Origin of the sequence: Caballeronia sp. NCF2 (genome assembly GCF_023631205.1) — a bacterium.
GTDB lineage: Bacteria > Pseudomonadota > Gammaproteobacteria > Burkholderiales > Burkholderiaceae > Caballeronia > Caballeronia zhejiangensis.
This window is the reverse complement of the sequence record NZ_JALQDN010000080.1, coordinates 19,970-41,604: the sequence shown is the minus strand read 5'-3', so window position 1 is coordinate 41,604 and position 21,635 is coordinate 19,970. Positions and strand designations below refer to the sequence as shown.

Here is a 21,635-nt window from a genome sequence, read left to right as displayed (position 1 = left end):
TGCCTCCGCTCTTTTTTGGAATCAACTCAGTTTGGTTGCTGTTGCGGCCTGCTTCTTCGCGTCATTCAGGCACAACGTGGAACTGCTTCTCGTTGCCCATGAATTTGGCCGACGCATCGGCTTCCGTTGTGAATGACCAGGTGACGTCGATAGGATGCGTGTCGCCGTGCAGCGCTTTAAGCACGCCGGTCACATGAACCGAGTACGCTGTGCTGCCCTTGAGTGCGGTGTAAGGGATGCACATGGCACCGTTCGTTATCTCTGTGTTGCCCTCCGGCGTAGGTTGGAAACACGGGACGTAGTTACCGCCGCTATCAGTGATTTTGATGCTGACTGAGCTCAGGTGCCCTGTTAGCTTTGCCTGAATCGTCACGGGGTAGCCGACGTAGGTGTTCTGGTACTGCGGCTGACTGGCGAACGGATTCGGGTTTTCGGCCGCGAACCACCTAGCCGGCACACCCGTTTGACCGGAGTACGGATATGCGACGAGCTGTGTATCGCCAACGGCCGAGGCGAATCCGCCGAAGTCAATGTTGACCGCTTCCCACGTTGCACTCGTCGATGCGCCAACACCTAGCGATGCGTAGCCCTCAAGCATCAAAAAGCGGTGGAATGGTGCATCGAATAGCGATGTGACGCCGGTCAACGATGTCGAAAAAGCCCGAATGTCTCCGGCTATCGTAACTTCACCGAACACGGCATCTGAGCGAGTAAACGGCGACTGCCCCGTGTAGCCTGGAAGCCCTTGCGTTTCGTTATGCCCGGTTGCCTGGTTCAGTACCAAGTAGTTGGCGTGGTTCAGCGACGACGTAACCAGCTTCTCATCAACGGTGAGTTGGTTGAGACCGACGTTGTGGCGTACCGCGCTCATAAACGCGACGCTGTCCGCCGTCGGGTCCCCCGTGGGAGAGACACTCTGCGGCGCAGATGCGGGCGGGAGCAGCGTCACCTTCTGCGACGCGGCCGGAGAGCCAGTCTGATCGCTCGCGTTTGTGGAACCACTGCCGGCTTGGTTGCTTGTGCTGTTCGAGTCGGAGGAACCGCCGCCGCCGCACGCAGCGAGTACGGCGATGGTCAGCACGGTCAACGCAGTGACGCGGACGGACGGCAATACAAAATACAATCGTTTCAAAATCAAGCCTCGTTAGTTCGTGGACGCCTCCACGGCGCTCTGATCATTTCTTCTCTTCACCGATCCGGTCGCAAGCGCGCGGATCGTTGACAAACCAGTGTTGTCCGAAAAGCCGCTTGTCAAGGCGGTGGAGTCCCGCCCAACGCATGGTCGCGTTGGGGACTATTGCGAATTCGGCATACCAGCCCGGACCACCATGAGCATGGTGAACAGAACGCCGGTTCCTGAGCGGGCGAAAGCTACGATTTTTCGAGCGCCTTTCGCCCGTAACTGACGATGGCCGGCGATGTATCGTTCGCAAGGTTGAGCGCGGCCGCTGAACGGAGCAGAACCGCTAAACCCCGGCGTCAAGCGACCGATAGAAGGGTTGGCGGGGCGTTGGCACGTCGAAGTCGCGGTTCAGGCCGCGAATGAAAGCAAAAAACTGGTGAGGTAGATGAAAATGGTTGGAAACAAAGTTGTCGCAATCGCTTTGATGGTGGCTGTCGGCGCGACCGGTATTAGCGCAGCGACGGCTTTAACGTCGCTCTCTGCGAATTCGAATGCGACGTTGGCTGCGACGATCATTGCAGGGACGACTAAACAGGTGGTGCATGGTGCTAGCAATGAGGCGAAGGCTTCTGTAGAAAATGTCCGGGAGCGCCGCAGCACTTAGAGCGTCCGCTGCCAGATAGACGCCGCTGATGACCCACAAACAACACGAATATGAGCGCCCTAGCCGAATCCGCGTCAATCAAAGCGATGGCCGAGAAGATCGAGCGTCTTGAGAAAGAGCTTGCGACCTGGCAGTCAGCGTCGCACCTTCCTTCACAGTTGGGAGACTTTGCGCGCATTCTGCGCAGTCATGGCATCGCCACCGTTTTTCACGCCGGAAAGATCGATCCCATAGACGGTGGGACCGCGGCCGAAAGCCTGCGGGCGGCAGTGGAACAGTTTGGCCGCCGCGAGCGCCTTACGCCGCAGTGCCAGGCGAGACTGATCGCGGAGATTTCCGGATCCCTGTTCGACGCTACCGACGGCCTCGACGCAGTTAAGAAAACCAAGTTGGCTTAAAAGTTCTGCGACAGTTCCGAAACCATCGACATAGCTTCGCGTGGGTAAAATTGGACGCGTCTACCTTTCGCGCCGAGGTCCGCGCATCCGACTCTATGGCTTTCTCGCATCGACGGTCGACGTATCTCCGACTTGGCGCAGTGGAAGCCTACGCGCGCCACAAGCGGCGCGTCATGAAAATCGCGGACAGTCCGGTCCTGTTCACCGTGCAGGCGGCTGACCCGATGATCCTCCCCGAGTCGCTGTTCGCGCTGAAAGAGGGCGACTGCCTTTCTCCGAGCGACCTCGAGCCCGTTGTCCCCGGTCTCGCCGACACGCCAAGTTCCTTCGGACCGGCGACGGCGGCGAACCCCCTGCACACGCTCACGGCCCTTACCGACGGCATCCTCGTCGTTCTTGAGCTGGCGCAGGAGGCGGAAAGGGATTCCGCGCGAGCGGAGACGAAACTACGCGGAACCCTAGCGCGGTTCATCGTGACGATGCTTTGGCCGCCGGGATCCGAGGTCGACGAAGCGGAGCATGCCTTGGCAAGCCGACCGTTCGGATAGGAGGCGAGCTTCGACGCCGCGAAGATCTTCTTCTCGTTGAGCCGTTCACGCAGCAACGCAAGAGGATGCCAGTCTGAGGCCAGTCGAGCGAATAGTCGCAAACGCCTGCGCCTCATTGCTCCGGCCCGGCTAGTCGCGTACACACGCGTATTTACATTTGAGTGCCGATCGCTTATAGTACATCCATTGTACACACGCGACGAGGAGCGAAATGCAAACGACGCGAGTTTTCAGGAACGGCAATTCCCAGGCCGTCCGCATTCCTGCTGACCTCGCCTATGAGCGCAGCGACCTTGAGCTTGAGATTGAACGCGTGGGCGATGAAATCCGCATCCGACCGGCGCGCCGACCGCTCGCCGGGGTGTTGAAGAAATTCGCCAAATTCAGCCCCGACTTTATGGCCGAGGGACGAGGCGACCAGGAACAAGCAGAACGCGAGGGCCTGTAATGCCGCGCTTCATGCTCGACACCAATATGTGCATCTACCTGATGAAGAACCAGCCCGAGCGGGTGGCGAAACGCTTCGCGGAGTGCTTTGTCGGTGACGTGGTCATGTCAGCTATCACGTATGCAGAGTTGGAATACGGTGTCGCCGTTTGTGCAAATCCGGCGAAAGAGCGGCGCACCCTCGCCACGTTGATCGAGGACATTCCGGTTGCTCCGTTCGATGCTGCGGCGGCGGTGGCCTACGGCCCGATTCGTGAGGCTACTCGGGAGCGCAAGAAGGACCACCTAGATAAGCTGATCGCCGCACATGCAGTTGCGCTCGACGTTGCCCTGGTCACGAACAACACAAAAGACTTTGCCAGTTACCCGGGCGTCAAGCTTGAGAACTGGCTGAGCGATTGAACACGGAAAACGAACCATGTCCAATTTGACTCCGGCGCTTGCTCTGCGGGCAGCGATTAATGTTTTGCCCGATTCTGCTGAGTCACGCAAGATGCCCAACGGCGAGCCGCTAACGGATACCGTGGTGCGGCTCCATTTGGACGCGGCGGACATGCTCGAAGAATCCTTGTCGGACCTTCGCGACCACGAGTGAAGAAAACGACGCATCGCAAAGGAGATGAGACGATGGCTACCATCGAACTTCGAATCAACGATCGTGAACTTGAAGCCGAGCTTACCGCTGGATTGAGGGTAATCGTTCGCGAGCGCGATGTGGCTGAGGTCGCTTACTCGTTGAGTGAAGCGTTCGCCGCGCTGCTTCCGCAAGGTCCGGAGTATGTGCTTCGGTCAACGGTCGACGAGGCTATCAGGGCACTGCTACGAAAACACGCACTGCCCAATTAGGAAACGGAGAACAAATGGACGCACTCTATGCCGCCGATGCGGCTCTGAAAGCCGCCGTGCCTGAGGCCGTGCAACGCAATCGGCAGGCCGGAGCGCTGACGTGGGCGCTAATACATAAAATTGAGTCGGAGGTTCTCAGTGAGGTTGCATCCACCGGCGAACACAGCGCGCGGATGCTCGGCATGTTGCGGGCCTCTCCCGCGATAGGCTATCCAAATGACGAACGGCCGGTTTCGTTCGAAGGCCACGATGTGGTCCCTACGGTCTTCGGCGCTATCTACGCCGAATGGAATCGCATCAACTGACAAGGGCGTCTCGAAAATCCACCTGAATGTACCTGACCAGTGTGGCCGGCGCACTCGGCGTCGGCGACTCGACCGGGGTCCGGCGGGAAGAATGCGAGCCTGTGACGATAAGCGTCCCTCGGCTATAGGACACCAGCATGAGCAAAGAGTACGAGCTACAAACGGACGTATTGGGCACGATCGTCGCAGCAACGCCGGTCACCAAAAAGCACGCCGATTTGTTGGCGACGTTCGCGACACGCACCGACTACCGGTCTCTGCGTTACGTCATGACGCGCGATACCTACGGTTCATCACCGGCTCGAATCATTGATGCCGAGGGCCGCGAAATTTCACCTGACTATCGAACGTGGATTGAGGCGCAGTTGGCCGCGCACGGCGGTTCTGCGCGCCAGGTCTGGCTAACGCACAAGGATGCGGGATACCTGTTCACTGAAAACCAGCGATTGCTGCATTACTTCGTTCATGACCGTGGTGGCCAACAGGACAATTTCGTTCAGGTCGCGGTTTGGGAGGAGCAAGAGTTCGTTGAGCGCGAGCTTTTTCCTCGTACGGACCGCGAGGGATTACGCGACGCCGCAGATCTGCGGCATGGTTCCAGCAGCATGGGGACAGAGGAGCGCTTCGAACGGTGCGAACTCGGCGTGCCACGCTATCGGCTTCAAGAAGTAATCGACATGCATCGGTTCGCGGCGCTCGCGGAGGATCTTTATCTCGCTCGCCATCGCGCGGACGGCGATCGACGTGTGATCGAGACAGACTGCAATACCGGTGAGCAGCGCAGTCTGACCATCCGAGAGCTCACGCCCGGCTACGACCAGATGCGATGGTCAGGTCGCCGTTTCTTCGATGACTGGGCGGACTCAAGCGCCGGCCGCAGCGGGGAGCGCGCCTGCCAACGCTGGACATTCGCTACCCACGACTACGTTGACCAGCAGGGCGACAGAGAACTGAGCTTCGTCCCTCAGTGGGCGCATACCCGCAAGGTCGCCGAGTTGAAGAGCACGCGGAACCTCGACGTGTACGGCCTGTATGGAAAGCTCACGCAGTTCGACGAACGAATCGGAATGCCCTTCGCGTGGTACTTCTACGGGCTGCACGGCAACCTGGTGAAAAGCGGGCAGATGGAGCGCGTGTTAGAGGCAGCGGAAGCCGGGTTGATCGTCTTGCCCGAACACGACTATCGTGTCCTACGACGTTGGGGCGATGCGTCCTATGCTTTCTGACGTAGAGGGATCCAAGGGTCTTAGCCTCGACCGAGATCGGCCAGTTTCGGCCACTCGCGCAAACTTTCGCATGGACATGCCAACGGCAGCTTGCTGTCAAACTTCGGACCGTCGCACGCCTACTTGGGCGGGTCTTTTCCGCCCCAGCGGAACTGAAAGCAGGGCCGGAAACACGCCATCAAAACACCCCAGATGGATTCGAGATTCTGAGCCGCCAGCCACCATCGGGAGCCTTCTCCATGACCTGGGTCGCAGTCCCCTGTTCTATGTGCTTCTGGCCGTCCGATAGCGTGATGCTGAGGGTCCAGTCCAGTAGAACGAGTGCGATCTCGCCGCTAGACAGTACAAGGCGCACGGTATTCCGAATATGCGGTCGCGTCGCCAGCAACTCGGCAAGCGACCGACGTAGGTCGCCTGGGCTTTTCACGAGGTCACCGTTCGTCATTCGCATAGTCGCGTTATTGCTGAATACGCGGAGCAATGCGTCCAGATCGTTTGCGTTCATCGCTGTATCGAAGGCGGTCGGGACGTCCGCAGGGGCGTTGCACACGACAGACTTGCCTTCAATCGCGGCGACAAAACTTGCGATGCGTTGCGCAACCTCCGCTGGCGCTTCGAGTGGCGACAGGTGCCCGATGCCAGGAAGGATGTGCATCGCCGCATGCGGGATGCGAGGCAACAGTTCAGCCTGCAACGTCGCGACCCGGTCAACCTGATCCCGCTCTCCTGAGATGACGATGGTCGGCACGACGATGGACGCCACCGCTGCGGAGATATCTTCGCGCATCGCGATCTCCGGCCACGCAGCCTTCGCTTGCGGTGCGGCCTTGAGACTGTCCTGGATGACCTGTTCGCGGCACGCGGCATCGAGTGGTCTCGCGGTGAGGACGTTGTCGATCACGAATTCGACCGACTCGCGTGACTGGTAAGCGCCCGACAATGTCGCGCGTTCCTCCTCGGAGAGAAGCAAGGGCGAGGGCGGCGACGGCGCGACCAGCACCAGACCCTCAAGTCCCTCCGGCCGCCGCGAAGCAATGAGTTGCGCGACCTTGCCGCCCATCGAATGACCGACAAGCACGAAGCGCTTCAAACCCAGCGCCTCGATCACGCCCTCGGCGTCGTTCGCCAGATCCTCAATACCGTAGCCATGCGCGGGTGCATCGGAGCTGCCCCAGCCGCGATGGTCCGTGGCCACGATGCGGTATCGCTCCGGCAGCGCCTGCACCACCTTGTTCCATGTGCGCGACGATCCGCCGTAGTAGTGCAGGAAAACGAGCGCAAGCTCCCCGCTGCCTCGCTGCGTGACATGGATCCGTGTACCGTTCGTTTCGATGTCCATTTCGTGCTCCTCGTTGGTTGGAAGGACCATCGTAGAGCCGTTCAAGTGATTTGATAATTGCTCAAATGTTGGCGACAGTCGATAATACTGCTATCGAATCAGGTGCCATATGGATCGACTGACGAGTCTTGCTGTGTTCGTTGCGGCCGTGGAAGAAGGCAGTTTCGCGGCGGCCGCGCGGCGTTTCGGGCTTTCGCCTGCGATGGCGGGCAAGCATGTAAGTGAGATCGAGGCACGGCTGAATGCGCGACTGCTGCAGCGCACGACGCGGCGCCTTAGCCTGACGGACACGGGCCAGGCTTATTTCGAGCGCTGCAAGCAGATTCTCGAGACATACGACGAAGCCAACCGCGAGGCCAGCGATTCACACCGCACGGCCCGGGGCGTCCTGCGTGTCGCAGCGCCCGTTACCTTCGGTGCGATGCATCTTGGACAAGTCGTTGCGCGCTACGTCGAAGACCATCCGCAGGTGAATGTCGAGGTCGTGCTCGGAGATCGTTATGTCGATCTGCTCGACGCGGGCATCGACATCGCTATCCGGATCGGGCGGCTGGAGGACCCGGCGCTGGTAACACGCCGGATTGCTTCTTGCCGGATGGTCATATGCGCATCGCGGGCGTACCTCGAGCGGCATGGAACACCGCGAAAGCCGCGCGATCTGCTTCAGGCGCCGAGACTCGCGTTCAGCGAAGCGGTATCCGGCGGGGACTGGACGTTGGTCGATGCGAAAGGCCGTGCACATGTTATCGAAGGACCCGTGCGGGTGTCGGCCAACAACATGCAGATGCTGCTGTCGGCCGCGCTCGCCGGCGCCGGTATTGCGTACGGCCCGACATTCGTCTTTGGGAAGCATCTGCGAAATGGAGAACTCGTCGCACTGCTGCCGGCATACCGCGCCACCGAGCTGGTAGTGCAGGCGGTCTATCCGAGCGCTCGCCGGATACCGTTCAAAGTGCACCGGTTCGTCGATTACCTTGCCGAAGCGTTCAGCAACGATCCGCCCTGGGATGGTTGAGCGCGAGAAAACCGCCGTAAACGAAATTTGAAGTTAGGCGTTTCTCGAACCAGATCTTCGCGCTTCACACACCATCGTGCAGTTTGGTACGCCGTCGCCATCGGTGCACCCTGGATGCCCCGTCCACCGCTCGGACGAGGGATGCGAACAGGTAATTCTCTCTGACCTCGCAACGGTGAAGAACACTATCGCCTGTTGGCCGCTTGCGACCCATCAGGCGCCATCCTCGGCCTCGCCGGCTATCGTCTGCAGATGAACACGCTGTACGTTCGTTTCCTCTATGTTGACGACCTCATTGTTACCGCGCGGCAGCAACGCAGCGGCATCGGTGCGGGGCTGCTCGACCAGGTCCGCGACATCGCGCATCGTTCTGATTGCGCGCATCTCGTATTCGATACCGGCCTGCACATGCCGTTCGCGCAGCGCTTCTACTTCCGCAACGGCCTGCTTGCAAAAGGCATGCATTTCGTCGAGTCGCTTCAGACAATCCACAAGGAGGCCGCGCAATGAAGGTGCTGTTCATTAATGCCATCCCGCATCGCGAAGCCAGCCACGGCTATCAGCTTGCGCTCGACATGATCAGGAAGCTCGGCGCACGCGCGCAAAGCAACATGGTTAGCCGGGACCTTGCCGCATATCCTTTGCCGCCTCTCACCAGCGACTACGCGCGCGCCATCACGTCACGCGAGCCGGATGAGCGCCATTTCAAACTTTCCGAACAACTGATTCGCGAGATCGAAACGACGGACGTGCTCATCATCAACACGCCGATGCACAACTTCACGGTGCCCGCCGCGCTCAAGCTGTGGATCGACTACGTGTTGCGCATTCATCGCACTTTCGCCAGCACGCCGGAAGGAAAGGTAGGACTGTTGCGCGATCGGCCGGCCTTTGTCATCGTCGGCTCGGGTGGTCATCACAGCGGCGAACACGCGTTACAGCGTGATTTCCTCTCGCCGTATCTGCGTTATGCGCTCGGTTGCATCGGCGTAACGGATGTGCATTTTCTGCTTCTGCAAGGTCTCGTGCGCGGCGAAGCAGCCGTGACCGAAGCACTGAAGGCGGCGCGCGAAACGCTCGCGCAACACGATCTCTTTAACGCTCAGAACGCCACCGTGAAGCTCTAGCCGTCATACGCGCGCCGCAACTGGCCCACGAGCCGCGTCGCTTCGGCTCCGCCCGCTACGTTTGCGAAACCGAGCACCAGGCCGCGCAAAGTGCGCTTCGTGCGCGCGCCGATATGCCACGACGACAGCGCGCTCACCGCCAGCCCAGCTTCCTGCGCACGCGCGGCGATGGCGAGATCGTCGACGGGGACGCCGCTGACGTTGTTGAACAGCATCACGAGATGCATGCCGCCCGACGGCCGCTCGATGCGTACCTTCTCCCCGAACGCTTTTTCCAATGCCCGGGCGCAGATCTCGCGGCGCTCCGCGTAGAGCGAGCGCATGCGCTTCAGATGCCGCGCAAAATGCCCTTGTGCGATGAAGTCCGCGACTGCCGCCTGCAACAGGTAAGGCGGTCCGGCGTTCATGCTCGTCGTGAGTTGCTCGAAGCGTGCAATGGCCCGCTCGGGAACGACCACATATGAGAGCCGCAGCCCGGGAAACAAAACCTTGCTGAAGGTGCCGCAGTAGATTACGCGGTCGTCGACATCGAGGCTCTTCAGCGCGGGCAGCGGCCGCCCGGCGTAACGAAACTCACTGTCATAGTCGTCCTCGACGATCCAGCTTCCCGTGCGTGCCGCCCAGTCGAGCAGCTTCATGCGCCGCGCCAGCGAAAGCGTCGCGCCGAGCGGACTTTGATGCGACGGCGTCACGATGGCGAAGCGCGCGTGCGGCGCGTGCGCCTGCCCGGCATCGACGTCGATTCCGTCGTGATCTACCGGCACCGGCGCGAGCTTCAGCCCCGCCTGATTGAGAAAGTCGCGCGCAAGAAAGTAGCCCGGCTCTTCGAACCAGGCGCTGTCGTTCGGTTTCGCGAGACTGCGCAGAATGAGTTCAAGCGACGCGCGATAGCCGCTCGTCACGAACACCTGTTCTGGCGCGCACTCGACACCACGCGACAGGCCCAGATAAGTCGCAACGCGTTCGCGAAGCGGCCCGAAGCCGGCAGGGTCGGGATAAGTGAGCGAGGCTAAATCTACGCTGCGCGCCCGATGCGCGATGATGCGGCTCCACACTTTGCGCGGAAAAGCATCCAGCGCGGGCAATCCGGGACGCAGCGGACGGGCTTCATGGCCGAGTCCTATTGCCGGTGCCGGTTTTGCGCGCGGCACATCTGCGCATTCTCGTACCCGAGGCGCTGCCAAGTTCAGAACCGATGCCGGCAGCGACGACGACACAAAAGTGCCCGCAGCGCCACGCATCTGGAGATAGCCCTCGTCGACGAGTATGTCGTATGCCGTTTCCACCGTGCCGCGCGCCGTGTTGAGCTGCGTGGCAAGCGCGCGCAGCGCGGGAACGCGGTCGCCGGGCTTGAGGTGTTTCGCCCTGATCGCGGCCTTGAAGCGCTCGCAGATCTGTAGATAGATCGGCAGTGTCTGGCGCCGGTCGATATCGATCTTCAGTGCGTGTTGCGGGTTCCGCATGCGTGATCCTTGGACTAGTCAGATCGACGATTCTTGTCCCTTCTAACCAAGTCATGATTCTCACACAATGACTTCACTTTCACCAATTGAACGAGGTGTGTCATGAAGATCGTCGTCATCGGAGGGACCGGGCTGATCGGTGCGAAGGCTGTGGCCTTGTTGCGCAAGAAGGGGCATGAGGCGGTCGCCGCATCGCCGAGCACGGGCGTAAACGCGATCACCGGCGCGGGCCTGTACGACGCACTGCGCGGCGCGCATGTCGTGATCGACGTGACCAATCCGCCGACGTACGAAGGCGATGCCGTTATGTGTTTCTTCCGCGATGCGACGCGCAATCTCCTTGAAACCGAGCGCGAAGCGGGCGTGCAGCACCATGTGGCGCTGTCGATCGTCGGCGTGAATCGAATGGACGGCAATGCATACTTCGCGGCGAAGTGCGTGCAGGAACGGCTGATTGCGGCATCGCTCGTGCCTTATTCGATCGTGCGTGCCACGCAGTTCATGGAGTTTCTCGGCACCATCGCCGATCTGAGCACCGCCGACGGCACTGTGCGTCTTCCACCGCATCAGTTCCAGCCCATCGCCGCCGATGATGTCGCGGCCATCCTCGTCGAGATCGCCCTGGGCTTGCCGCTCGACGGCATCGTGGATATCGCCGGTCCCGAGCGCGGCGCGATGCATGCGTTCATCGGCACCTATCTGCGCGCCACGCGTGACGCACGCAGGGTGGTCGCCGACGACAAGGCAACCTACTTCGGCGGCTCAATGGCCGAAAATTCGCTCGTGCCGACCGGCCGGATGCGGCAGGGCCGCATGAGTCTCGGCGACTGGCTGGACCGTATGCGCTTGACGGATACGGCAACGGTCTGATGCGTCCCTGACATTCACGGCTTGATGTGGAACGTGCGCGACCATGCGGCGCTTTCGGACGGCTTCGTCGGCAGAAAGACTCCGCTGAGCATCGCCGGTGTAGCGTCACGAGCCGTGCGCAAAGGTGAAGTAACCGACCTGCGCCTGTAAAGGGCAGGAGACATTTTTCAACGGACGAAAGGTAAAGGACGAAGATGACCCGCTTGAACTGGCACGAGATCGCCCCGGACGGCGCAAAGGCGCTTATGGGCGTTCATCACTATGTGACGAAAAGCACCAACCTGCCCGAGGAGCTTATTCATCTTGTGTTCCTCCGTGTTTCCCAGATCAATGGATGCGCTCATTGCATCGACAAGCACAGTCGTGATCTCGGAAAGACGATGTCAGTCGACAAGATCACCTTGGTACCGGTGTGGGACGAGGTTTCGCACCTGTTCTCCGGTCAGGAGCGCGCAGCTCTCGCCTGGGCCGAAGAGGTGACGCGCGTCAGCGAAACGCACGCTTCGGATGAAGCCTATGCAGCGGCCTCAGCGGCATTCGCGCCGAAGGATCTCGTGGATCTCACGATAACGATTGCCGCGATGAACGCTTTTAACCGTCTCGGTGCGCCATTCCGACTTCCGGTCGCTGCCAGGGCTTAAGCTCATTGCGGCGTCTGACGGCGCGCGTCGGACAAGGCCCGCGCAATGTCTTTACGCGAACGGAGATATTTCAATGCTTCGGCTGCTAGTAAAGATGCATCTGTTCGTCTCTAGTTGGTGTGCAAGGGCCTTGCAGATCCGGGATGTAAAAGTTGACAGGTCTGGCCGCGCGGCTGGCGCGGCGTTGTTGGCTTAACCGCTGCACGGGTCTGCCAAAATTCAGCTCGTCGCTCGAAGCCGTTCCCAAAAGCCCGGCGCTTCGTCGTATCATGGAACGGACGTTCCAGTCCTTGCTGGTACGTGTGTCGATCAAACAGACCGGCCGACGAGCGAGATTTCTTCCATGAGTGGCAAACCCCAATACGACGAGACCGCTGCACTCGAAGCTGCAATGAAAGTATTCTGGCGTAACGGCTACGCCGCTGCGTCGATCAACGACCTCACAGCGGCGACCGGGCTGTCGCGGTCCAGCATCTACCAACGTTTCGAAGACAAGGACGGCTTGTTCCGCGAAGCGCTCGACCACTACACGGATCGAGTGATCCGCCGGATGAACGCGGTCGGCGGTGCAACGCCGCGCGAGCGTATGGAGGCGTTGCTGCGCGATTTTTTACACAGGCGAGCCGCGGCTCCCGATGGTTGCATGCTGGCTCGCAGTTGCGTTGAGAAGGCAAACCTGCCGAAGGCGTCGCAATCGGCGGTCACGTCCAGTGTCGGACGCCAGCGGGCAGTGCTGGCAGAGATCATCGACGAAGGAGTGGCGCGTGGGAAGTTGTCGTCCGACGTGGACCGCGAGGCTCTTGCCTGGCATTACCTCGGTGTTCTCCATGCCGTCATGAATCTGCCGCAAGCCGGCGCAACGCCTGCCGCGCTGTCCGCCATGGTCGACCTAGCTATGTCGGCATGGCCGCCCGGCGTCGCGTCGCAGGCCGATTAGTGCGCCGTACCCCTGAACAGAGACAGATTTTCTTCAAGCCATTGCGGCAAGCCCCTTGGCGCATGACCGGTCAGCAACTGGACAGTAGCAGTCTGCTCTTGGAGCGACGATTCGCGCACCGTGCGGTCGAGCCCGGTCAGTACATCCACCACAAATCCGCTCACGCCCGATGCCAGAAGACGCTCGCGCTCCTCGGCCGGAGTGCGCTGCTGGTAGGCAACAGGCCTGCCGAGAAGCCGCGTGAGTTGTGCAGCGACGTCGTCCATGGTCCAGGCGCGCGGCCCCGTCAGATGAAAGGCGCGCTGCCAGGTTTCGCTCGCTGGATCGAGCAACACCGCTTTCGCGGCATCAGCGACATCGCGCGTGTCGATAAGATTGACGATGCCATACCCCGCTGCGCCACCCCAGGTTCCTTCCCGAACAGGCTTTCCGGCTCTTGTCAGCGTGTCGAAAAAGGTTGTTGGCCGCAGCATCGTATGACCAATATCGCGCGAAATCAGATGCGCCTCGATGCGCGCGTGCCAGTCGAACGGGTGCAGCTTCGCGGGCAGACTGGCTGCCGACAGTTTCACGATATGCCTGACGCCCGCGCCGACGGCGGCGTCGATCAACGCAATCTCGTTCTCCACCTGGCGCGGCGACGTGCCCTGCGCAAGGAACAAGCGATCCACACCCTGCATCGCGGCTGCAAGCGTGACGGGCGCGTCAAAATCGACCGGCGCCTGGCCGACGTGAGCCGGGAAACGCGACGGATCCGGCTTGCGGCTAAGCGCAATGAGGTCGACAGGCTCACTGGCGAGACCCGCAATGAGAGCAGCCCCGACTCGGCCGGTAGCGCCGGCGATGGCGATGCGAGGCGACAAATTGCGCCTGGAAGACTGGGACACGACGGACTCCTTCAAGTTGGAACGATCGGTACATGAATACTGGAATGATCGTTCCAACTTGTCAAGGAAAATGTGTTCTTGTCGCGATGCGCTGCCTTATTGGCTGCTTAGTCTTCGCGGAGGCGCCCGTCAGACTCTGTCGACATGCAGTCTCACTGCTCGAAGCCAGGCAGCCTTCATAGCCGATTCCAGGCGGTACGAGTCGTTTCACATCGACATGCCTGCCGCGATCGTTGACGCCATGGGACGGGAACAGCAAATCGTGTCCCGCGCTCGGGAGTCGCTCGACGTGCTCCGCGCTCAGTCTAGGGACACCTTGATCGACGGATTCAGTGAATCGATGACACGACCACGCGGGGGCGTCGTCGCTACTTCATGGCAGTAGCTTCCAGGCGATCGTTCATCCAGGAATCGCGTGCCTGAATTTGTTCCAGTACTCGGCTATCGTGCCGCGATTAAGGAGATGGCTAGGTTCCGGGGAGACATCTTTTCTCGTCTGCGTGATCGAACCGTTATCCGTGAGCAAGCGAATAGTCGCGTGCCGTGGGACGTTCCCGAAGTGCTCCGTAAGGCCTCCCACCGTAAATCACGCGGCACGCATCACTACTGTCGCCGCCGGGCGTCCCAGCTGGGGCAGAACCGTGAAGGGCGAGTCAAGCTTTACCGTGTAAACGGCTGTTCCACTCCTGAAGCAGTCATGTCGACTGCGGGCGCTCTAACGACAGAGAAGGGTCGACAGCAGCCGTGCCGATTCGTACAAATCTGCGTCCTGCGGCTACGTTGTAGAACGCAGATAGGCGTCCAGTATCTCCAAATGCAATTCGCAGATTTTCGCCCGATCAGACTGGCGCGCATACTCGCGGCCCGTGAACGCGCTGATAGTGAAGCGATTGGAAGCGATGTAGTAGCCCATCCCAACTAGCGTGACATAAAAATCCAGCGGATCGATTCCGCTACGAAACTGTCCTGCATCGGCTCCGCGCGCAAGAATCGACCTGACGACTTCAACCACTGGCGAGATCGTCTCGCTGAGTTTTTGTGAAGTCTTCAAGTACCGGCCCTGATGCAGGTTCTCGTTGTTGATCAGCCCGATCCATTCGGGGTTGTCCCATAGATGCGCCCAGATGGAGGTAGCGAGCGCTGCCATCGCCTCGCGAGGCTGCAGGCTGCTCAGGTCCAGCTCGCTCTCCTTCTTCGCGTAGTCGGCGTACATGGCCTCCAGCACAGCGACATACAGCAGTTCCTTACTGCCGAAGTAGTAGTAGAGCATTCGTTCGTTGGAGCGCGCGACTTCGGAGATTGCGTCGGTCCGCGCGCCGGCTAGTCCGAACTTGGCGAACTGGCTTTTTGCCGCTTCGAGAATGCGGCGACGAGTCCCTTCGGGATCACGCTTGACTACTGGCTTAGGCGGTTTGCTGTCCATTTTTTGTCGGTCAAATTAGCGGCGGCATATGGCTGCTCGACAGCATTATGGACGCCCAAGTCGCACGCTCATCGGTTTGCCGGCTTCCCTTGACTTCACTGGCCGTTCCGTAGGCTCGGTAGTGAGTCGTGACGATGGTGTCGCGGCAGCTAACGGAGGGAGCATGGCGTATCTAGGGCAATTCAGGGACATCGTCTACGCGAATGAGAAACGCGAGCCTCGCGTCGCGACTTACCGCTTGGTTCTACTTGAAGAAAAACCCACAGCGGCTGTTGTGATCCACCTGCATCGTAAGCACCACGCAGGAACCGTTCGCCTCGCGCGAGAGCAAGAACTCGACGTCGTCATCGGCCGCATTGTCGGCCAGGATCTTCGGGGCATTCGCGTGGACCGCACGCGTGTCGTGGTCGAAACCGACCGGAGTTTCACGGAATACTCGCTCGACTTTAATGCGGCTGACCTGCCGACCACTCGGCCGTCTGCCGAATCATGGAAGCCCCCCGTTGTCTCCGTAGAGTCACGCGACATCGTCGGCGGCAGTCTGCCCATCTTCGTGGACCTAGCAAGCGCGCGCCCCGTCGACGCGTGGCTGCTGAAGGTTCTGGAACGACGGTCCAGATAAGGGCTTTTCGGCAAACCCTTAAGAATTTCGCGGCGCGGCCGCTATGACGTCATCTACCGTTGACCAACAGTTTTAGGGAGAAGGGATCTGCTGTGCCACCGAAATTTATAGAAGCAGGAAACGAGATAAGCCTCGCGCTTTTGGACATCGAGTTCGACGTATTCGAGCAGTACAAGACGAAAGAAGACCGCATCCAGGCACGTCGCGACGTCCACGAGCGGGTGCGGCAGAAGTACGGATTGGCGAGCACTCGGGAGGCAGTTCGCTGTCGCGAGATCAGCGCATTGGTCGCGAATCGGCCCTTGATGATGCATCTCTTCGACTACGACGAACTGAAAGCGATAGTCATGCTCAGGGCGAAGCCGACGCTCGTTGACCAGTTCATTGCGGCAAAGCGAAAGATGGCGTCATTCGGCTTACCCGATATCCTCGGATTGGCTCTACGTGCGAAAGAGCGCCACGATTGAGGTTGGGACTAGGAGCGTCGATGCAACGCATGCAACGATACGCGGTCGGAGAATGGGAATCGCTGTGGAGTAGCGAGCCCTACATGAAGCACCGGTTCGTGCTCGATCTGGAGTCGCACACCGTAATCGCCGGCGAAGACCGCGTTCGCGGCGCATAGTGGTCGACGCGCCTAGAGCACGTCGCCTACATGCAGCAGATCGTCGACGAGACCTTCGACTCAATATGGGATGAGCCGGAAGAGTTCGGCTTCGTTCGTCGGGCCGAGATTCCGTCATGGGCGGCAAAAGCGTGGCCGTGGCCCCCGTTGCCTGAGGTTCAGGACGTGGAGAAGATGCTGGACAGCCCGGACCTGCCCGTCGAGCGCGACGAGTTCGGTCACATCATCTTTCCACCTCGCTTCACCGCCGACCCGCGCAAGTAACAGCCGCGCGCGCGGCGGCCGCAACGGCACCCGTCGGTCGAACTTGCGGCACACTGCTTCTTTTCGTTGGAAGAGCGATCGGTGGCCAAGGCGTACAAACCAACGGCGGAACAAGAAGCCGTTGTCGAAGCGGCAAAGGGCCGCGGCGATCTGAAGGTCAAAGCGTATGCGGGCGCAGGTAAGACTTCGACCCTTCGGCTCGTCGCGCAACAGTTCACTGGCCAGCGCGGCAGCTATCTTGCGTTCAACACTAGCTGCCCGATATGGCTTCGGGCCAATCGAAGTGCCGACCATCACCGGAAAGAATGCGGAGGTCGCGCCGTTCGAGATTGGCCGGATGTGATCGCCGACGGTCTCGGCCGCTTTTGTCGATCCGCCGACGATACGCCTCAGCCCTTTCACATACCGGTCGATGAAAAGATCCGCGACGACGCGGCTGACTGGCTGCGCGAGCAGCTCGCGCCCAGCATCAGGCGGCTATGGGCGGAAAGCATCAACCAACCCGCGCGGCCCGAAGGCGATACAGCCGGACGTCTACTTAAAGGTGTGGGCGCAATCGAATCCGCGTATCAACGCCGACTTCGTTTTGTTCGACGAGGCGCAGGACAGCGACGGCATCATGCTGTCCGTTCTTGCACGGCAACGGCACGCGCAGACGATCTACGTCGGCGACCCATATCAGCAAATTTATGAGTGGCGCGGCGCTGTCAACGCGATGGCGCAGATCGACGCCCCAGAGCGGCCGCTGACTGAGTCATTCCGCTTCGGGCCGACTTTTGCCGGACTCGCGAGTTGCGTGCTCGCCTTGCTTGGGGAATCCATCCCGATCCGCGGCCAGCCGACCATCGGTTCCATCATGGTCGAAGATCCGTCCGTGCAGCCGCCCGTAGACGCGGTGCTTTGCCGCAAGAACGCGACGGCCATCTGGCAGTTTGCGGCCGGCATTGAGATGGGGCATCGTCCGGCGCTTCGCATGAACCCGAGCGAGATCATTGCGTTTGCGGACGGCGCCGACCAGTTGCTCAACGGAAGGCGGGCATTCCGGCCTACCGCTCTATCGTTGTTCAAAAACTGGCGAGAAGCGCAGGCCTTCGCGCGCAGCGCTGTCGGCCGCGATTTGCTGCCAGTCGTTGAGATCGTCGACGATCGGGGCACCGATTACTTGCGCGCGCTCGCTCAACGTCATACGCCCGAAGGCCAAGCTGACTACGTCATCTCGACCATTTATCGGGCAAAGGGTCTGGAATGGAAGCGCGTGCGGATCGTCAACGACTTCCGCTCCAAGATGGTTGACGGTCGGCTGACGTTAGACGAGGACGAGATGCGGCTGCTGTATGTCGCGCTCACGCGCGCGCAGCATGTGCTCGACATCTCGGATGTGCGGGACGAACTGCTGCGGCTCTTCAACGTGCCGAAGGCCGCGCGAGGATAGGCGGTCAGGCCGCTCTTGCTTGCAACGCGGCGTCGCGCTCGAGCGCGGCTTTCGCGGCCGCCTTCGTCTTGCCCGCGCGCGACGGCGGCTGGCAAATGCCGCAGACGATCGTGTGCGACGGCTCATGCGCGTGCGCGACGAACTTGCCGCGGCAACGCGTGCAGCCCGCGAGACGCAGGATGCCGGCGTCCTTGAAACGGATGAAGGTCCACGCGCGCGTCAGGTCCATCTGCAACGCCTCGCCGATCATGTCGAAGTGCTCTGCATAGAGCGAGTACGCGCGAGTCAGTAGATCCACGCGGTCCAAGCCCTTGCTGTTCGCTTCGAGAAAGGCGTAGACGTTCGCGAACATCGACGTATGGATGTTCGGCGCCCACGTCAGATACCAGTCCTCCGAAAACGGCAGCATGCCCTTGGGCGGCGATGCACCCTTCACTTCGCGATACAGGCGGATGAGGCGTTCACGCGAGATAGTCGGGATTTCCGATTCCAGCACTTGCATGCGCGCGCCGAGCTTTATCAGCGCGATGGCACGCATGACCTGTGCAGCTTCCTCAGCGAGGCTCTTCGAAGGCGTGGTCGTGGTCATCTTCAGGCCGCCAGAAGGATGTCGTTAGCGACGGCCGACGCCGTCGCTTCGTTGCTGCGAGCCGCGAGGCCCGCGAGCATCGCATCCGTGCTCATGCGGAAGAAGCACAGCACTTGCGACGACGATGCAAGCTTCTGCGTCTGTTCCGGCGAGAGCTTCAGCAGCAAGTCCGCCATGTCCATCGAGAGACCCAGATGCGACTGGGCCGCTTCCCGATCGGATGCCAGAACGCGTCGGGCGAGCATGAGGTAAGACATGTTCAGTTCGCGGATAGCGTTGAGATCAGAGGTGGTGTTCATAGCGGCGGACCAGTGAGTAATTTCGACCTTGCTCGTCGCGCTAACAACGAAGGGCGAACGAATTGTCTGATTACAAATGGCACTTTGCAACAATTAGTTACACAGGGTAAACGTTTGCGAGAGACAGGCCGCCTTTTCGCAATCGTTAGCGGAGGGTGAAATTCGTTTTGCCGAATGGGCGCTTTGCTACGATAAGTTCTTGGCCGCGGCCGCCATCTCGAATTTTGTTCCAACATTGGCAATTGGACGAGCGGCTACCACCTTCCTCGCGGCGGGAAAACCGATCGTCGGATAAAGTAAGTCCTACCGATTCGGCAATTTAGACTGACGTTTTCCTGCGACACGGTTACTCGCGTTGAAAAGCGTTACTCCGCTCCCCGGCTACCAAACGCCGCTCCTTCCTGTAGACTACTGTACAAATATACAGTGCGGGGTTCGACATGGGAGCGATAGCCCTCGTAGATATTCATCCAAGTTTGTGGCGAGGCTCGCAGCTGGCCTCTGCTCGCGTGAACGTCGTGCCGTGTGGATCTGAGACGCTCGCGGCAGAACTCCCAGGTGGCGGTTGGCCCAAGGGCGCACTGACCGACCTGCTGGTGCAGCAGCCGGGTGTAGGTGAGATGCGATTGCTGCTGCCGGCGCTGAAGGCTGTCGCCCAACGGCGCATTGCTTTCCTGCAGCCGCCTCATCGCTTTCAACCCGAAGCAGCGGCGTACTGGGACCTGCCTGAGACGTCTATCAACGTCGTGCGCGCCCAGAAGACCGCCGATGCACTTTGGGCGGGCGAGCAGATCCTTCGCGCGGGTACGTTCGGCGCGTTGCTCTTCTGGCAAATGCACGTCCGGCCCGAAGCCCTACGCCGCCTGCACCTTGCCGCCCAAACGAGCGAGTCGCTGTTCTTCATGGTCCGGCCGTTGGCTGCCGCGAGCGACACCTCGCCTGCCCCGCTTCGCATTGCTGTGCGCCCTGCGCGCGACAGCGTTTCATTGGAATTCGTCAAGCGCCGAGGGCCAGCGCGTGACGAGCCGCTTGTCGTTGGACTGACCCATTCGCCTATCCTGTTGAATCGCCATGCAAGTGTGGATCGGCGTGTATCTGCCGCACCTCAGCCGAGAAGTCTTCCAGCCGAGCTGGTCGTCCACGAGTGAGACGACTTCCGGCCTGGTCGTGCTCGATCACGAGCGTGTCGTCGCGCTCGATCAGGCAGCGCACGAGGCAGGCGTTCGCGTAGGCATGCGCAAAGGCGGCGTTCTCACGCTCGCGCCCGATGCGCGCATTCACGACAAAGACGAACTGAAGGAGCAGCAGGCCGTCGCGGACGTGGCCACCGCCCTCATGCAGTTCAGTCCGCAAGTGTCGATCGCTGAGGAGCAGACGGTCATGGTCGACGTGTCGGCGAGCTTGCGGTTATTCGGTGGCGTTCGCGCGCTCAGACGAGCAATCCGCGACTCGCTCGCCGCCTTCGGCTTCACGGTGCGGATGAGCGTCGCGCCCACCGGCCAGAGCGCATGGCTCATGGCCCGCTACCGCGGCGGCCGCCGACTTTCCATTCGCTCGCTGATGCGTCAATTGCCGCGCTTGCCCGCCCTGCTGGTGTTGGAAGCGCGACGCTACGCAGACTGGTTCGACGGCCTCGGATGCACGAGCGTCGCGGACCTGCGGCGCTTGCCGCGCGCCGGTCTGAAAAAGCGCTGCGGCACGGCGCTACTGGATACGCTCGATCGCGCCGTTGGGGATGCACCCGAACTCTACGAATGGGTCCAGACGCCGCCGTCCTTCAACGCACGTATCGAATTGCCCGATCGCGTCGAGCATGCGGAAGCCGTCCTTTTTGTCGCTCGGCGGCTTATCGTGCAATTGACCGGTTGGCTCGCCAGCAAGCAACTGGCGCTGACGCGCTTCTCGATCGAACTAGAACATGAGCGCGGGCGCGCGGCGTTGCCGCCAACGACGATTGAGGTGGCGCTCGCGGAACCAACTTGGCACGAGGAACACCTGACGCGCTTGCTCAAAGAACGACTCGGACGCGTCGAGTTGGCGGCCGCGGTCATCGCCGTGCGTCTCGAAGTCAACGACGTCGAAGCCGCCGAGCCGCCGTCCGACACGCTGTTCCCCGAGCCAGGCGGCAGCGCCGCCGATCATAACCGGTTGATGGAGCTGCTCGTCGCGCGTCTTGGACATGAGAACGTCTTGTGCGCCGCACCAGTGGCCGACCATCGGCCCGAGATCGTCTCGAACTGGGTTCCGGTGACGAGCGACGTCAAAGGCTGTGCCCTGCCCGGCGATCAGCCGCGCCCCTCGTGGTTGCTTGAGACGCCGATTCAGTTAATGACGCGCCAGCACCGCCCGTTCTACGGTAGTCCGTTGCGAACGGTATCGCCCGGTGAGCGCGTCGAAGCGGGATGGTGGGGTGGCGAGCTCGTCACGCGTGATTACTTTGTCGCGGAAGCCGACGATCACACCTGCTACTGGATCTACCGGGAGCGCGTCGGCAGCCGCGCCGAAGAAGATCCTCGATGGTTTCTGCACGGCCTCTTCGGGTGAA

The 21,635-nt window shown here is 60.8% G+C and carries 27 protein-coding genes and 2 pseudogenes; 22 read left to right on the top strand and 7 right to left on the bottom strand.

Annotated elements, in window-relative coordinates; translation table 11 throughout:
* Positions 1 to 61: 61 nt before the first annotated feature.
* Positions 62 to 1,138, bottom strand: coding sequence for a CAP domain-containing protein (locus NCS02_RS31180; RefSeq protein ID WP_250508052.1), 1,077 nt, complete (start codon positions 1,136 to 1,138; stop codon positions 62 to 64).
* 430 nt (positions 1,139 to 1,568) lie between these two features.
* Between NCS02_RS31180 and NCS02_RS31175 the strand changes: the two genes are divergently transcribed.
* The 9 genes from NCS02_RS31175 to NCS02_RS31135 all read left to right on the top strand — a co-directional run bounded on the left by NCS02_RS31175 (position 1,569) and on the right by NCS02_RS31135 (position 5,557).
* Entirely contained in the window at positions 1,569 to 1,787 is a 219-nt protein-coding gene (locus tag NCS02_RS31175; protein WP_250508051.1) for a hypothetical protein, read from the top strand.
* Between the two features lie 50 nt (positions 1,788 to 1,837).
* The gene (locus NCS02_RS31170; RefSeq protein WP_239295526.1) at positions 1,838 to 2,185 is read left to right on the top strand and encodes a hypothetical protein; all 348 of its coding nucleotides are present in this window, start codon (positions 1,838 to 1,840) and stop codon (positions 2,183 to 2,185) included.
* A gap of 140 nt (positions 2,186 to 2,325) precedes the next feature.
* Positions 2,326 to 2,733: a hypothetical protein gene (locus NCS02_RS31165; RefSeq protein ID WP_250520349.1), complete on the top strand. Its 408-nt coding sequence runs from the start codon at positions 2,326 to 2,328 to the stop codon at positions 2,731 to 2,733.
* A gap of 211 nt (positions 2,734 to 2,944) precedes the next feature.
* The gene (gene vapB / locus NCS02_RS31160) at positions 2,945 to 3,181 is read left to right on the top strand and encodes a type II toxin-antitoxin system VapB family antitoxin (protein ID WP_239295524.1); all 237 of its coding nucleotides are present in this window, start codon (positions 2,945 to 2,947) and stop codon (positions 3,179 to 3,181) included.
* Entirely contained in the window at positions 3,181 to 3,582 is a 402-nt protein-coding gene (locus NCS02_RS31155; protein WP_250508049.1) for a type II toxin-antitoxin system VapC family toxin, read from the top strand. The genes vapB and NCS02_RS31155 overlap by 1 nt, the downstream gene beginning before the upstream one ends.
* 16 nt (positions 3,583 to 3,598) lie before the next feature.
* Positions 3,599 to 3,775 (top strand): hypothetical protein, encoded by a 177-nt coding sequence (locus tag NCS02_RS31150; protein WP_250508048.1) that lies wholly within the window; start codon positions 3,599 to 3,601, stop codon positions 3,773 to 3,775.
* Positions 3,776 to 3,807: 32 nt separating this feature from the next.
* Positions 3,808 to 4,026 carry a hypothetical protein gene (locus NCS02_RS31145; protein ID WP_053572583.1) on the top strand — a complete coding sequence of 73 codons (219 nt, stop codon included), beginning with the start codon at positions 3,808 to 3,810 and terminating at the stop codon, positions 4,024 to 4,026.
* A gap of 14 nt (positions 4,027 to 4,040) precedes the next feature.
* Positions 4,041 to 4,331 (top strand): DUF2471 family protein, encoded by a 291-nt coding sequence (locus tag NCS02_RS31140; RefSeq protein ID WP_250508047.1) that lies wholly within the window; start codon positions 4,041 to 4,043, stop codon positions 4,329 to 4,331.
* Between the two features lie 137 nt (positions 4,332 to 4,468).
* Positions 4,469 to 5,557, top strand: coding sequence for a hypothetical protein (locus NCS02_RS31135; protein ID WP_250508046.1), 1,089 nt, complete (start codon positions 4,469 to 4,471; stop codon positions 5,555 to 5,557).
* Between the two features lie 178 nt (positions 5,558 to 5,735).
* On the opposite strand, the gene NCS02_RS31130 is transcribed toward NCS02_RS31135, so the two are convergent.
* Positions 5,736 to 6,896 carry an alpha/beta fold hydrolase gene (locus NCS02_RS31130; RefSeq protein WP_250479234.1) on the bottom strand — a complete coding sequence of 387 codons (1,161 nt, stop codon included), beginning with the start codon at positions 6,894 to 6,896 and terminating at the stop codon, positions 5,736 to 5,738.
* 109 nt (positions 6,897 to 7,005) lie between these two features.
* On the opposite strand from NCS02_RS31130, the gene NCS02_RS31125 reads away from it, so the two are divergent.
* The 3 genes and pseudogenes from NCS02_RS31125 (at position 7,006) to NCS02_RS31115 (ending at position 9,038) form a co-directional block, all read left to right on the top strand.
* The gene (locus NCS02_RS31125; protein WP_244808581.1) at positions 7,006 to 7,911 is read left to right on the top strand and encodes a LysR family transcriptional regulator; all 906 of its coding nucleotides are present in this window, start codon (positions 7,006 to 7,008) and stop codon (positions 7,909 to 7,911) included.
* Between the two features lie 168 nt (positions 7,912 to 8,079).
* Positions 8,080 to 8,421 (top strand): annotated as a pseudogene (locus NCS02_RS31120) (GNAT family N-acetyltransferase); the annotation flags it as partial.
* A complete protein-coding gene (locus NCS02_RS31115) occupies positions 8,418 to 9,038 on the top strand; it encodes an FMN-dependent NADH-azoreductase (protein WP_244808582.1) in 621 nt (206 codons plus the stop codon). The pseudogene NCS02_RS31120 and the gene NCS02_RS31115, both read left to right, overlap by 4 nt.
* Here NCS02_RS31115 and pdxR read toward each other — a convergent pair.
* Positions 9,035 to 10,501: a MocR-like pyridoxine biosynthesis transcription factor PdxR gene (gene pdxR / locus NCS02_RS31110; protein WP_250523518.1), complete on the bottom strand. Its 1,467-nt coding sequence runs from the start codon at positions 10,499 to 10,501 to the stop codon at positions 9,035 to 9,037. The two genes, NCS02_RS31115 and pdxR, sit on opposite strands and share 4 nt — an antisense overlap.
* A gap of 102 nt (positions 10,502 to 10,603) precedes the next feature.
* Between pdxR and NCS02_RS31105 the strand changes: the two genes are divergently transcribed.
* The 3 genes from NCS02_RS31105 (at position 10,604) to NCS02_RS31095 (ending at position 12,949) form a co-directional block, all read left to right on the top strand.
* A complete protein-coding gene (locus NCS02_RS31105) occupies positions 10,604 to 11,371 on the top strand; it encodes an SDR family oxidoreductase (protein ID WP_250523517.1) in 768 nt (255 codons plus the stop codon).
* 194 nt (positions 11,372 to 11,565) lie between these two features.
* A complete protein-coding gene (locus NCS02_RS31100) occupies positions 11,566 to 12,012 on the top strand; it encodes a carboxymuconolactone decarboxylase family protein (protein WP_244808585.1) in 447 nt (148 codons plus the stop codon).
* A gap of 343 nt (positions 12,013 to 12,355) precedes the next feature.
* On the top strand, positions 12,356 to 12,949 hold the full coding sequence (locus NCS02_RS31095) for a TetR/AcrR family transcriptional regulator (protein WP_244808586.1): 594 nt from the start codon (positions 12,356 to 12,358) through the stop codon (positions 12,947 to 12,949).
* On the opposite strand, the gene NCS02_RS31090 is transcribed toward NCS02_RS31095, so the two are convergent.
* Together NCS02_RS31090 and NCS02_RS31085 are read right to left on the bottom strand one after the other, a co-directional pair.
* Entirely contained in the window at positions 12,946 to 13,836 is an 891-nt protein-coding gene (locus NCS02_RS31090; protein ID WP_250479233.1) for an NAD(P)H-binding protein, read from the bottom strand. The two genes, NCS02_RS31095 and NCS02_RS31090, sit on opposite strands and share 4 nt — an antisense overlap.
* Positions 13,837 to 14,611: 775 nt before the next feature.
* Positions 14,612 to 15,259, bottom strand: coding sequence for a TetR/AcrR family transcriptional regulator (locus NCS02_RS31085; protein ID WP_250508043.1), 648 nt, complete (start codon positions 15,257 to 15,259; stop codon positions 14,612 to 14,614).
* Between the two features lie 163 nt (positions 15,260 to 15,422).
* Here NCS02_RS31085 and NCS02_RS31080 point away from each other — a divergent pair, with 163 nt between their 5' ends.
* The 5 genes and pseudogenes from NCS02_RS31080 (at position 15,423) to NCS02_RS31060 (ending at position 18,202) form a co-directional block, all read left to right on the top strand.
* Positions 15,423 to 15,881 carry a hypothetical protein gene (locus tag NCS02_RS31080; protein WP_250508042.1) on the top strand — a complete coding sequence of 153 codons (459 nt, stop codon included), beginning with the start codon at positions 15,423 to 15,425 and terminating at the stop codon, positions 15,879 to 15,881.
* Positions 15,882 to 16,021: 140 nt separating this feature from the next.
* Positions 16,022 to 16,348 carry a hypothetical protein gene (locus tag NCS02_RS31075; protein ID WP_250520346.1) on the top strand — a complete coding sequence of 109 codons (327 nt, stop codon included), beginning with the start codon at positions 16,022 to 16,024 and terminating at the stop codon, positions 16,346 to 16,348.
* 20 nt (positions 16,349 to 16,368) lie between these two features.
* The gene (locus tag NCS02_RS31070) at positions 16,369 to 16,506 is read left to right on the top strand and encodes a hypothetical protein (RefSeq protein ID WP_250508040.1); all 138 of its coding nucleotides are present in this window, start codon (positions 16,369 to 16,371) and stop codon (positions 16,504 to 16,506) included.
* 30 nt (positions 16,507 to 16,536) lie between these two features.
* Complete coding sequence (locus NCS02_RS31065; RefSeq protein ID WP_250508039.1) at positions 16,537 to 16,770, top strand: hypothetical protein; 234 nt, start codon at positions 16,537 to 16,539, stop codon at positions 16,768 to 16,770.
* Positions 16,771 to 16,851: 81 nt separating this feature from the next.
* A pseudogene (locus tag NCS02_RS31060) lies at positions 16,852 to 18,202 on the top strand (UvrD-helicase domain-containing protein).
* A 4-nt stretch (positions 18,203 to 18,206) separates the two neighbouring features.
* On the opposite strand, the gene flhC reads toward NCS02_RS31060, so the two are convergent.
* Both flhC and NCS02_RS31050 read right to left on the bottom strand, forming a co-directional pair.
* Entirely contained in the window at positions 18,207 to 18,791 is a 585-nt protein-coding gene (gene flhC / locus NCS02_RS31055) for a flagellar transcriptional regulator FlhC (protein WP_250508038.1), read from the bottom strand.
* A gap of 2 nt (positions 18,792 to 18,793) precedes the next feature.
* Positions 18,794 to 19,090: a flagellar transcriptional regulator FlhD gene (locus tag NCS02_RS31050; RefSeq protein WP_250508037.1), complete on the bottom strand. Its 297-nt coding sequence runs from the start codon at positions 19,088 to 19,090 to the stop codon at positions 18,794 to 18,796.
* A gap of 440 nt (positions 19,091 to 19,530) precedes the next feature.
* Between NCS02_RS31050 and imuA the strand changes: the two genes are divergently transcribed.
* Both imuA and NCS02_RS31040 read left to right on the top strand, forming a co-directional pair.
* A complete protein-coding gene (gene imuA, locus NCS02_RS31045) occupies positions 19,531 to 20,238 on the top strand; it encodes a translesion DNA synthesis-associated protein ImuA (protein WP_250508036.1) in 708 nt (235 codons plus the stop codon).
* The gene (locus tag NCS02_RS31040) at positions 20,162 to 21,634 is read left to right on the top strand and encodes a Y-family DNA polymerase (protein ID WP_250508035.1); all 1,473 of its coding nucleotides are present in this window, start codon (positions 20,162 to 20,164) and stop codon (positions 21,632 to 21,634) included. The genes imuA and NCS02_RS31040 overlap by 77 nt, the downstream gene beginning before the upstream one ends.
* The last annotated feature ends 1 nt before the right edge of the window (position 21,635 follow it).